Origin of the sequence: Acinetobacter sp. WCHAc060006 (assembly GCF_004209135.1) — a bacterium.
Taxonomy (GTDB): domain Bacteria; phylum Pseudomonadota; class Gammaproteobacteria; order Pseudomonadales; family Moraxellaceae; genus Acinetobacter; species Acinetobacter cumulans.
The window spans coordinates 1-10,475 of sequence record NZ_SGSS01000051.1 but is presented as its reverse complement, the minus strand read 5'-3'; the positions used below and the strand labels follow the sequence as shown (position 1 = coordinate 10,475).

Annotated in this window: 10 protein-coding genes and 1 pseudogene; 5 read left to right on the top strand and 6 right to left on the bottom strand. The window is 34.6% G+C overall.

The window, feature by feature from the left end:
* Nucleotides 1–216: 216 nt before the first annotated feature.
* The 5 genes from EXE29_RS16660 to EXE29_RS16640 all read right to left on the bottom strand — a co-directional run bounded on the left by EXE29_RS16660 (nucleotide 217) and on the right by EXE29_RS16640 (nucleotide 3,895).
* Nucleotides 217–510 carry a type II toxin-antitoxin system RelE family toxin gene (locus tag EXE29_RS16660; RefSeq protein ID WP_000221358.1) on the bottom strand — a complete coding sequence of 98 codons (294 nt, stop codon included), beginning with the start codon at nucleotides 508–510 and terminating at the stop codon, nucleotides 217–219.
* Complete coding sequence (locus tag EXE29_RS16655) at nucleotides 500–745, bottom strand: type II toxin-antitoxin system RelB/DinJ family antitoxin (protein WP_000246755.1); 246 nt, start codon at nucleotides 743–745, stop codon at nucleotides 500–502. Before EXE29_RS16655 ends, EXE29_RS16660 begins: the two co-directional genes overlap by 11 nt.
* A 196-nt stretch (nucleotides 746–941) precedes the next feature.
* Nucleotides 942–2,291 (bottom strand): chromate efflux transporter, encoded by a 1,350-nt coding sequence (chrA, locus tag EXE29_RS16650; RefSeq protein ID WP_001060713.1) that lies wholly within the window; start codon nucleotides 2,289–2,291, stop codon nucleotides 942–944.
* Nucleotides 2,288–3,214, bottom strand: a complete 927-nt coding sequence (locus EXE29_RS16645) for a chromate resistance protein ChrB domain-containing protein (protein WP_026055779.1) — start codon at nucleotides 3,212–3,214, stop codon at nucleotides 2,288–2,290. The genes chrA and EXE29_RS16645 overlap by 4 nt, the downstream gene beginning before the upstream one ends.
* Before the next feature lie 114 nt (nucleotides 3,215–3,328).
* A complete protein-coding gene (locus tag EXE29_RS16640; protein ID WP_120365077.1) occupies nucleotides 3,329–3,895 on the bottom strand; it encodes a recombinase family protein in 567 nt (188 codons plus the stop codon).
* A 731-nt stretch (nucleotides 3,896–4,626) separates the two neighbouring features.
* Between EXE29_RS16640 and EXE29_RS16635 the strand changes: the two genes are divergently transcribed.
* From EXE29_RS16635 to EXE29_RS16620, 4 genes are read left to right on the top strand one after another with little or no spacing between them, the layout of a single operon-like run.
* Entirely contained in the window at nucleotides 4,627–5,640 is a 1,014-nt protein-coding gene (locus EXE29_RS16635; RefSeq protein ID WP_005006358.1) for a nucleotidyltransferase domain-containing protein, read from the top strand.
* Nucleotides 5,641–5,649: 9 nt separating this feature from the next.
* Nucleotides 5,650–7,308: a ThiF family adenylyltransferase gene (locus EXE29_RS16630; RefSeq protein WP_005006360.1), complete on the top strand. Its 1,659-nt coding sequence runs from the start codon at nucleotides 5,650–5,652 to the stop codon at nucleotides 7,306–7,308.
* Nucleotides 7,293–7,793: a Mov34/MPN/PAD-1 family protein gene (locus tag EXE29_RS16625; RefSeq protein ID WP_005006362.1), complete on the top strand. Its 501-nt coding sequence runs from the start codon at nucleotides 7,293–7,295 to the stop codon at nucleotides 7,791–7,793. The genes EXE29_RS16630 and EXE29_RS16625 overlap by 16 nt, the downstream gene beginning before the upstream one ends.
* Nucleotides 7,794–7,795: 2 nt before the next feature.
* On the top strand, nucleotides 7,796–9,421 hold the full coding sequence (locus EXE29_RS16620) for an SAVED domain-containing protein (protein ID WP_005006366.1): 1,626 nt from the start codon (nucleotides 7,796–7,798) through the stop codon (nucleotides 9,419–9,421).
* A gap of 146 nt (nucleotides 9,422–9,567) precedes the next feature.
* On the opposite strand, the gene EXE29_RS16615 is transcribed toward EXE29_RS16620, so the two are convergent.
* The gene (locus EXE29_RS16615; RefSeq protein ID WP_005028412.1) at nucleotides 9,568–9,894 is read right to left on the bottom strand and encodes a hypothetical protein; all 327 of its coding nucleotides are present in this window, start codon (nucleotides 9,892–9,894) and stop codon (nucleotides 9,568–9,570) included.
* Nucleotides 9,895–10,039: 145 nt separating this feature from the next.
* On the opposite strand from EXE29_RS16615, the pseudogene EXE29_RS16610 reads away from it, so the two are divergent.
* Nucleotides 10,040–10,475 (top strand): annotated as a pseudogene (locus EXE29_RS16610) (IS5 family transposase); the annotation flags it as partial.

Genomic DNA, 10,475 nt, shown 5'->3' with positions numbered 1-10,475 from the left:
TGTAAGGCCTTTGAATAAGACAAAAGGCTGCCTCATCGCTAACTTTGCAACAGTGCCTTTTTATCTTGTGCAATATAACATGGGTTAACTTCATCCAAAGTAAAAAACTGCGCTGAATGGGCCAGAGCAGAATCCCGGGATGGTTAACTGAGTTCTGATCAAAACAGCATAATCTTGCTGCCTCTACACAAAAATGGGAGCTATAAGCTCCCATTTTTAGTCTTTAATTCGCTTTTTCGCTTCGTCATAAACTATGCTATCAGCTCGTTTTCCGACGGTAATGAGCAGGATAACTACCTGATCATCTTTAACTTGATAGACAAGTCGGACACCAGCTTTTAATAATTTGATTTTATAGCAACCTGCAAGATCGCCTCTAAGCATATTCTTTGGAATATGTGGCTGCTCTATGACTTTGGCTAGTTTCTTTTTAAATTGATCTCGTATAGCAACAGGGAGTTTTTCCCATTCTGCTGTAAAGTCCTTGTGACGTAAAAGCTTATAAGTCATCTAATGTGACTTCCTCAAACATCTCTTTAGGATCATTAATGCGCTTACGGACAAGAGCTAATAATTCTTCATCTTCTTCCGAAAGCAAAGCTTTTTTGACAGGCAGTTTCCCAGTCGTAGCAACATACTCAAGAATACTAGTGAAGAAATCAGTAGGTGCAATACCTTGCTCTTTAAGGATTGAATAAGATTTTTCTTTAAGGGCTTCATCGATCCTGAAGTTAACAGTAGCCATCATATTTCCCAAGTATTTAATGTACTAGGAATATTGTAATGCAAATTGCATTACAAGTCGACTTCGCATAACCACCATTATGTTAAATGGTGAGTGATTTAGTGGAATATTCTTTAATTTTTTATATGAAAGAAGATACCTTGAATCGTGTCAAAAGAAGCATAGATTTTTTATCCATACCTCTAGTGTTCATTCTTTATAGTAAAATTTTAATCGTTAAACCCACTAAAGCAGAACCGATGATGACTCTGAGCACACTTTGATTAAATTTAAATAATGCGACTACAGCTAAAATTGCAATAATGGCAGAGATATAATCAAAATTCCCTTCAAAACCCTGTGGCCAAAGCACGTGGTAACATAAAAAGAGTGCCAAATTTAAAATTACGCCCACCACGGCAGCGGTAATGGCGGTTAAAGGGGCAGTAAATTTAATTTGATTGTGTGTGGACTCTATAACAGGTGCTCCGGCTAAGATAAAGAAAAATGAGAAAATAAAAGTAAACCACGTGACGATGATTGCACCTAATGCACCTGCAATAAATTGATATTCAGCACCCAACAGCGAATGGTTATAAGCTGCTAAGAAGCCGACAAAAGCCACCACCATGATCAATGGGCCGGGAGTACTTTCACCTAGGGCTAAACCATCGATCATTTGAGTTGGGGTGAGCCAGTGATAAAAACCGACAGCGCCTTGATAAACGTAAGGCAGAACAGCATAAGCACCACCAAATGTCAGAAGTGCAGCTTTAGTAAAGAACCAAGCCAGTTGAGTATAAGAATGACTCCATCCCAAAACTGCTGTTAAAGAGATGAGTGGAATTGCCCATAAAAGTGCTGAAATTACAGTTATTTTGATCAGATGAGACCATTTAAAAACAGCATGTTCAGGTGTAGGGGTATCATCATCAATAATTGCACGTCCATAGGATTTTTGACTGGACTGATGTGCATTTAGCTTAAATAAATCAGGATACTTTTTACCGACCAAATAACCCGATATCGCTGCACATAAAACGATTAAAGGGAAAGGAATATTAAAAATAAATATTGCAAGAAAAGCGATAACTGCAATCGCCCATAGAAATTTATTCTTTAATGAACGACTGCCAATACGATACGTGGCATGAAATACAATTGCGGCAACTGCGGGCTTAATGCCATAAAACAAACCGGCAATGATCGGGACGTTGCCATATTTCACATAGACCCAAGACAGCCCAATGAGGATAAAAAGAGAAGGTAGAATAAATAAAACCCCTGCAACGATGCCACCTTTGGTTTTATGCATTAACCAGCCAATATAAGTTGCAAGTTGTTGAGCTTCGGGGCCGGGTAAGAGCATGCAATAATTCAATGCGTGCATAAAACGCTGTTCTGAAATCCATTTTTTTTCTTCAACTAACTCTTGGTGCATAACAGCGATTTGCCCGGCAGGACCACCAAAGCTAATGAATCCCAGTTTTAACCAAAATTTGAATGCTTGCCAAAAGCTGATAGATTCAATTTCTGTTTCATCTATTAAAGATGGCTTATTATTCATGTTAAATTCCTTTGAAAGTCTGCATATAAGCCATCAAAAATATGGTTTGAAAGATGGAGTAATTGATCATCATCTGTGATCGTGCTTCTTAAGCCTTGCAAGATTTTTTCAATGCCTAAGGCTTCGGCAGGCTCATTTCCCCCAACATCTAAAAAATGAACAATTTCAGCGATTTTATTTAAAGCAGGGTTTTGTAATTCAAAGCTATGCATTAACACTTCAAAAGTGACTAGATGATTGATATGGGTAAATTGGGCATCATCAAAATCAAAACCTAAGGTATCTTTGGGGCAATCATTGGGATGCTCTAACCAAATAAATTTTGCCTGAGGGTCTACAAATTTCTGAATGATCCATGCCGATGCCAAACGGTCAACCCAAGGACGCTTTCTGGTTGCCCAGATTTTATTTTGAAAATCTTGCTTGCATAGGACTTTTAATTGCTGTTCAAAATTATTGGGTTCATCGTATTCACCTAACCGGGCAATAACTTGTTCTAATCGGGTGAGTTCATTCAGTGTTTTGCTTTGATGAGTATTTGGGAAAAAATCTATTTCTATCAGTGAATTGAGGTTTTTTCTTAATTTTCGAATCTGTTTGAGATGTTCTTTTTTCTTATTTTCCTCAAGCGTATTTTGTATTTGTGAAATTTCAGTTCTCAGTTCTTCATATTCTCCAGTTCTGTCGAAAAGTTGAGCAAGGTCTAAATGTGCAGGAGGTTCAGTCTGAAAGATATAGGCATGCCCATGTTCATTAAGATGATCATGAACAACAGACTCAAATTTTTCAGAATGTGCTTCGGGTAAGAGGTAAACACCATCTCTTAAAGTTGCTGCACCATTTGACTTTAATGAACGCCAAATTCGCATTCTTGCGGTTGTGCTTTGACTGGGAAGTGATGAGATCAGTAATGATATTTTCATGTTATAAAATCAACAAATTTTGTTTATCTTATAACTATTTTAAAAGATTAAAAATAGTTTTCCTTTAATAAGAATATATGTAAAAGTCATAAAAGATTTGCTAATCCCAATAAGCTATTCACTAACTTGTAAATATCGGTATACCGCCTGACGACTAATCCCAAAAGCTTTCCCTAATGCCATTTTCGATGGATACTTCCCCTCCTTCCATGCTTGTCGTAAAGCTTCAGCTTGGTCAGGCTTTAGTTTATGCACCCGACCTTTGTACTTCCCCTGAGCAGAGGCGAGTTTTATTCCTTCCTTTTGCCGCTCTAAAATGATCTCACGTTCGAACTGTGCAAAAGCACCCATCATTTGAAGCATCAAATTATCCATCGGGGTGGATTCGGCTGTAAAAGTAATATTTTCTTTTACAAACTGGATGGCGATCCCTCGTTTGACCAGTTTATCTACTTCAGTGACCAAATCTTTTAGGCTTCGCGCAAAACGATCCATTGAATGTACAATCACCCTGTCCCCTTCCCGGACATAGTTCAACATTTCCTGAAATTTAGGTCGGTCAGTATTTTTACCTGAAGCATGGTCAACAAAAATCCGGTCGACCTCAATTCCTTCAAGTTGACGTCCAGTGTTTTGCTCGACAGAACTTACCCGGACATACCCTACTTTTTGGCCTTTCACTTTTTCACGCCCCAATTGGATAAAAATGAACAATTTCGTAAATTATAATTCTTTAACACTAAAGTTACATGTTACTTATGATTAAAAATCATTTAAATGATACATAATTTCATGAACTTTCAGATTGTAACTTTAGGGTATAGTCTAAAGTAACAGAATGAATATTCTACCCCCGATAGAAACAGCCGTACTCTGGGGGGAGATTTTTTTGATGTGCAGGTGCCGACCCTTACCAGAAGGCACTGTTGAAAATAACCACGAATCGTAAGCTGAATACTCTTTTAGCTAAAGGAGCAGCATATGAATTCTTTCCATAAAATTTAGGCTTGTATACCCAGAAAAATGTGGAACTTCTTAGGTTTCATACATGAGGATTTTGATAGGCTCACTGACTATTTTAAATTGTGTGCCTTAACTCTCTGTTCTAAAAGGCTATTCAGAATTTTTAGACTGTTTATTTTGAACATTCTTTTTACTCTGTGGTGGCGATGCCGTAATTGGACCTTGCAAGATGCATGGTCGTGTATGGGCGATGTCCAGAAAGAATTTGACTCAAAACTATTTTAGTTGGGAAGGAATGCTAAAAATTGGAGATTGATACATCTCATCGTTTGTTTAAATATTTTTTGATTAAATTTTCCCTTTAAAAATTCTATTTTTTTTAATGTCTTAACTTGTATTTAATATAGGAGATCCCCATAACAACAAAAGCACTACAGGAATACAACAATATGGCGAATCCACAAAAACACTATGCTAAGTTCCACACAAATATTCGATTAGGTCGTTATGACGAAGAAAGTACATTACGTGAAAAACGTGACCTTTTGATTAGCACCTTAAAAGATGAACTCAAAAAGGATCCAAATGGTCCTCAATTTGTTGAATACTTTAATCAAGGTAGTTATGCCTTGGGCACAGGGATTAAGCCTAAGAATGGAGATTATGATATTGATGTAGGAGTTTTATTAGATTGTGACAAAGAGGAATATGGCTCAGTAGAAATTAAAAAAATTGTTAGAGATGCTTTAACTCATTCAAATAGAACTGTAACGATCAAACGACCTTGCGTAACTGTCACTTATCTCAAAAATGGTAGTCCCGATTATCATGTAGATCTGCCCATCTACGCTGAAGACGACAAAGGCAATATGTATCTAGCTCGAGGTAAGGAATTCTCCTCTGAAGACCTTAAGACTTGGGATATTTCAAATCCTACTGAACTTACCGATACAATTTTGGGAAAATTTGAAGATGATTCAGATTTACGTCATCAGTTTAGACGATGTACTCGCTACTTGAAACAATGGCGAAATGAGAAAGGTCTAGATTTTTTTAAGAGTATTGCTATCACTACAGCTGTATATGAGCATATAACAGCTGAAGATTATGAGAATGATAATAAGGTATTACTTTCTATAGTAAATAATGTATTAGATCAATTCACTACCTTTAGCATTGATCCAGAAAATAACGAGTATTACTTCAGACTCGTAATTAATTTACCTGCACATCAAGGTGTAGACTTACTCGAAAAATTGACCCGAAAACAAATGGAGCACTTAAAATCAAAACTTGAAGATTTAAAATCATCTTTAGAAGCTGTAAATGAGGAAACTGATACAGTAGAAGCTTGCAAAATTTTAAATAAAACTTTTGGAAGACAATTCCCTATCCCTGAAATACAAGAAGTGTCCGAACCAGTAGTACAAACTTATTACACTCAAGAAGGAAAATCTGCTTAGGAAAACTCAATGTTTTTTGATAACCCAAAGTTAGACAATATTGAAAAGCTATTAAGTGAACATGGAGCTCAAAATATCCATGTCACTTCTATTACTAAGGATTGGGTTAATCTAAAATTTGATTTTCTCATTAATACACAACAGGTTTGCCTTGGTCTAATTTTTCAAAATAGAGCTAATTGGACGATACCTCCCATTTTTAGAATATTGACACGACCAATGTCTGCCTTAGATCATGTGAGTCAAAGTGGGGAAATTTGTACTACGGATCATCAAGGTGAAAACTTTGAAGGCTATAGACATAAAGAACTTATTACTGAATTCTTTGAAAGGGCTATAGATATACTCAAGCAATCTTTTATTAATTTTCAATTAAACAACCGAGTAAGCTTGTATAACGAACTAGAAGGATATTTAGGCAGCACTCAAAATATAAATGAGGATGTAATATTACATTGCGACCCTACTTCTACATTTAATTTATATGGTTGGTTAAGAAAATCATCAAAAGGGAATCATCAAATATTAGAGCATATTGATGATGGCGATAGTTCTTACATAAACCACAACCAGCTCACAAAAGTAAAAATTCATAAGATATTATTAGAAGATGCTTCTGTTTTCCCCATACCAGATATAGGAGATTATTTTAATGAGGACTATTTTCTAAAAATTGTTAATACCCTCTCTAATGAGAACAAACGATCTTTGTTAAAACAAGGCAATCATTATGCCCTAGTGGGAATTCCAAATGAACATGGATTTGCTTATGTGATTTTTTATTATGCCATTTGGTATTCTTTCAAAGAAAAAGTATCCTTCAAAGGCTTTAAAGTCTCTTTAACACAAAGAGCGTGGATAGATTATTTATTAAATAGAACGGGGCAAGAGAAAAAAACAAGACATATAGCGATTATCGGATGTGGGGCTTTAGGCTCAAAGATTGCAGAGATATTAGCTCAAACAGGCGTAAATAAATTTTCTTTCATAGATCCAGAGCTTTTAAAAACAGATAATATTTATCGTCATTCTTTAGGTTTGCAGTATGTTAATACCTATAAATCTACTTCTTTAGCTAATAAGTTTTTAATAGAAAGGCCCGGATTAACTATTTTTCCATTCGTAAGCCATGGTGAAAGCTGGATAAAATCAAAAATTACTGAAGATATTGATACTATCATCATAGCAATTGGCCATACTCCTACTGAGATTTCTCTCGTAAAAACTATTTATGAAATAAGTGCAAACATTCAAGTAATAATAGGCTGGTTAGAACCTTATGATTTAGGTGGACATTTTATTTCTTTCAATAATAAACATGTAGGATGTTTAAACTGCTTATATTTTGATGAAAAATCAAATAAAAGTCTTACCCCTATGTATAAATATGTACAATCTGGACAGCTAATTGCTAAAAATATTACAGGGTGTGCTGGTGCATTTACCCCCTTCTCTTCTTTAAATTGCATGAAGCTAGCAAGCTATATTTCTGAATATGTCCTGAATCAACAATTAGGATTTGTTTCTATTTCTGGCGACAATCAGAATGCAAATAAAAATGGAATAATTACTACCCCTTTTTATAATTCAGTAAATAATTCAAATGGAATTAATATATTGAATTTAAAAGAAATTTATAAAGAAGTATGCCCATGTTGCAATACATAACTCAAGGGAGGATTAAATGTGACACACCTACAGGCCAAGTCTTTATTATTCAAGCAAATGTTTTAAAGAGTTTAAAGCAATTTATACAATTAGAATCAGATTCTCCAGAATCGGGTGGCATTCTAATTGGAAGAACAGACATAGAAACTAAAGCTAAAATCATTGAAAGCTTTACCTCTCCTATGGAAGGAGACTGTCAAACACGTATGTCTTTCTTTAGGTCAAAGTCCCACCAATATGCTTTAATACAAGCTTGGAACGAATCTAAAAAATTCTATAATTTTCAAGGCCTATGGCATACACATCCTGAAGATGTACCAACACCCTCTCCAACCGATTTAAGGGATATAGATACTGTTCTAAATGGCATTACCAATCTTAATGACCCAGTTTTATATTTAATAATCGGAAGAGTAAAAACTGGAATCTGGATTGGTAGAAAAAATTTTAAAATCAAACTGTTAGGTTATATTGAGTTAAATTGAAAATGCAACTAGACCCATCCCTAAGTTTACAGACTTCTTTATCAGCAATAGATGATTTATCAAATGCAAATAAATATATAGAAGAAATTTTAAAGCATATTTGTATAGATTCATTAGGTGTATTAGTTGATGAAGAACGTAAAAATATAATTTTTGTCTTATTGAAAAATAAAAGCCCTGAAAGTTTTTTCCGTATAATTCTCAATTATGATGATACTTTAACTTTTGTCCGAAGATTGCTTGCCAAAAAAATTTCCATTTATGCACGCTTTCTTCAAGGTCACATAATTGATGCCCACACTCTACATGATTTTGAAAAGTTAAAAGAAACATGGAATTTAACCTCCTCTCAAGAGAGCGAAGTTAAAGATGTAGATTTTGTTCCTAGAAAGATTCCTAAACAAAAACCAAACCCTGTAAACCAATTAGAATATTTCATAAAAAGAATTTTTGATTTTGAGCATCTTACAGGTAGGGGTAACGATTTATCTGAAAAAGATAAAAACCAGATTTATCTCTCAAGTCATGGCCGATGTATGTTTAAAGGATGTGGTGCAAAATTAAACATAGATGAAATAACTGGATTTGAAGGTACATATGGCGTTTTAGCTCATAATGTTGCAGCATCAGAAAATTCTACTCGCGGTATCCCCTTCTTCTCATATCAACTATCAGATGATCCAACGAATATTTTATTATTATGTGAAAAACATCATAGGTTAATTGATAAAGTTGCTGGCGCAGAATATACAGCTTCAAGACTCTCGCAAATGAGAAGTAATTTCACAGCACAATGCGAAGATTTATTAGATTCTTTAAGCTTTACTCCTATGCCAGTGTATTTATTTTTCTGGCCCGTGAATCGCAATATTCCTCAGTCTCCTTCACGACGTGATATTGCAAGCTGCCTTCTCCCATTAAAATCTATTTTGCATAAAGATAAGACACTAATTCATGAACCATTACCAGCTCATTTAAGAGCTTCAGCTGATGAGTTCTATAAAAAGTATTTTTTAGAAGAATTTGAAGTTCAAACAGAACAATTACTTAGGGAAACTAAATTTGATGATAAGAGAGTAGCTATTTTTGGCTTCGGCCCTATGCCATGCCTAATAGCATTAGGAAGTAAATTAGGAAATAAAGGGAAATTTATACCTATGCTTATGTATAGGGATGGAAGTTGTTGGATGTGGCCTGATCTTATATGTACAACCAAAGCGTATGAAATTAATAATTTCAGTGAAATAGAAGATTGTACTGAAATTACTATTAGATTGAATCTCACTGCTGATCCAGAAACCTCTAAAAATAAGGCTGTTGAATTAGGACATCCGGTAATTAATATTACTGCTAAACCAGAATATATGGGGAATGGAGCAATAAGAAATCCTGAACGAGGACTAAGTTTCATGCAAGATATTCATGCGTTATTTCATAGTCTAACAGATAAAGGAATTACCAAAATTCATGTCTTACCATGTGCATCCAATGCTGCTTGTATATGGTTTGGACAAGCATTTGATCTGCATCATCCTGAAATGGTTATTTATGATTACTTAAATAATTCAATGGTTCCAAGACTTCAAATTCGAAATAATGGAAGCAAGAATGAAATCGCTGTAATTTAAACAGTATATTTGATAGTACTTTCATACCATTAGATTTAAATATGACATTAGTAAATGGAGTTTAGCTCTAATGGGGCTTTGTTGCATAAATATCTAAGACTATGATTTTGTTTAATTTATTTTTGGATTAAAATTTAAACAAATCCTTAAAAATCAGTATCTTGAAGAATGTTTATACAACAAAGCCGTTTTAAACTAAAAAATGTTTGTAATACTATTTTATTTAAATCACTCTGCGATCTAGGTATTAAATTTAAGACTTTCCATGGTTTTAAATAATCTTGCAGATTTTTTTGTGGTTCGAGAATATTTAAATCTTTATTAATATCAAAATTTGAGGGAATTCCATTTGTATTTTTTGCTAATAATTCCTTAACTAAATTTGTTGGAATAGCTCCATTTAAATGAACGTGTAAATCACCCTTAGGAAGATTCACTATCATATCTTCATTAATTTTTTGTAGTGCAGACATAAGTGTAGAAATTAATATAGCTGATTGAATTTTATCATAAAATCTATTTCCAAGTTATTTATTTTTAAATTTTTCTATTTCAATTCTGAATGGCTTTGTTGCACAAACCTATCTGTAAAGGGTTTTTCAGCGATATAATTTTCAAATGAAGAAGCCTACACACAAAATCTACCGCACAACCAATTGGCCCGCATATAACCGAGCACTCATGAGTCGAGGAAATATTGCCATTTGGTTTGATCCTGCTACGCAATGATATGCTCCATCAAAAGGCAAACAAGGGCGAAATCAAATCTACTCCGACGCAGCCATCCAATGCTGCTTAATGATTAAATCCTTATTCCGTCTGTCTTTACGTATGGTCACTGGCTTTGTGCAAAGTCTGATTAAACTTTGCGGATTAAATTGGATAGCTCCAGATTACACCACGCTTTGTAGAAGACAAAAGCATATTGATATTGTAATCAGTTACCAAAAAAGTAGCGATGGGCTGCATCTACTCATGGACTCTACAGGCATGAAGTTTCTAGGTGAGGGCGAATGGAAACGCAAGAAACATGGACCTGAATATCGTCGCCAAT

Excerpts from the sequence above, each read along its gene's own strand:
- chrA (WP_001060713.1), bottom strand. The coding sequence starts at position 2,291 with ATGAATAATAAGCCATCTTTAATAGATGAAACAGAAATTGAATCTATC.
- EXE29_RS16655 (WP_000246755.1), bottom strand. The coding sequence starts at position 745 with ATGGCTACTGTTAACTTCAGGATCGATGAAGCCCTTAAAGAAAAATCT.
- EXE29_RS16635 (WP_005006358.1), top strand. The coding sequence starts at position 4,627 with ATGGCGAATCCACAAAAACACTATGCTAAGTTCCACACAAATATTCGA.
- EXE29_RS16660 (WP_000221358.1), bottom strand. The coding sequence starts at position 510 with ATGACTTATAAGCTTTTACGTCACAAGGACTTTACAGCAGAATGGGAA.
- EXE29_RS16620 (WP_005006366.1), top strand. The coding sequence starts at position 7,796 with ATGCAACTAGACCCATCCCTAAGTTTACAGACTTCTTTATCAGCAATA.
- EXE29_RS16645 (WP_026055779.1), bottom strand. The coding sequence starts at position 3,214 with ATGAAAATATCATTACTGATCTCATCACTTCCCAGTCAAAGCACAACC.
- EXE29_RS16625 (WP_005006362.1), top strand. The coding sequence starts at position 7,293 with ATGTTGCAATACATAACTCAAGGGAGGATTAAATGTGACACACCTACA.
- EXE29_RS16630 (WP_005006360.1), top strand. The coding sequence starts at position 5,650 with ATGTTTTTTGATAACCCAAAGTTAGACAATATTGAAAAGCTATTAAGT.
- EXE29_RS16615 (WP_005028412.1), bottom strand. The coding sequence starts at position 9,894 with ATGTCTGCACTACAAAAAATTAATGAAGATATGATAGTGAATCTTCCT.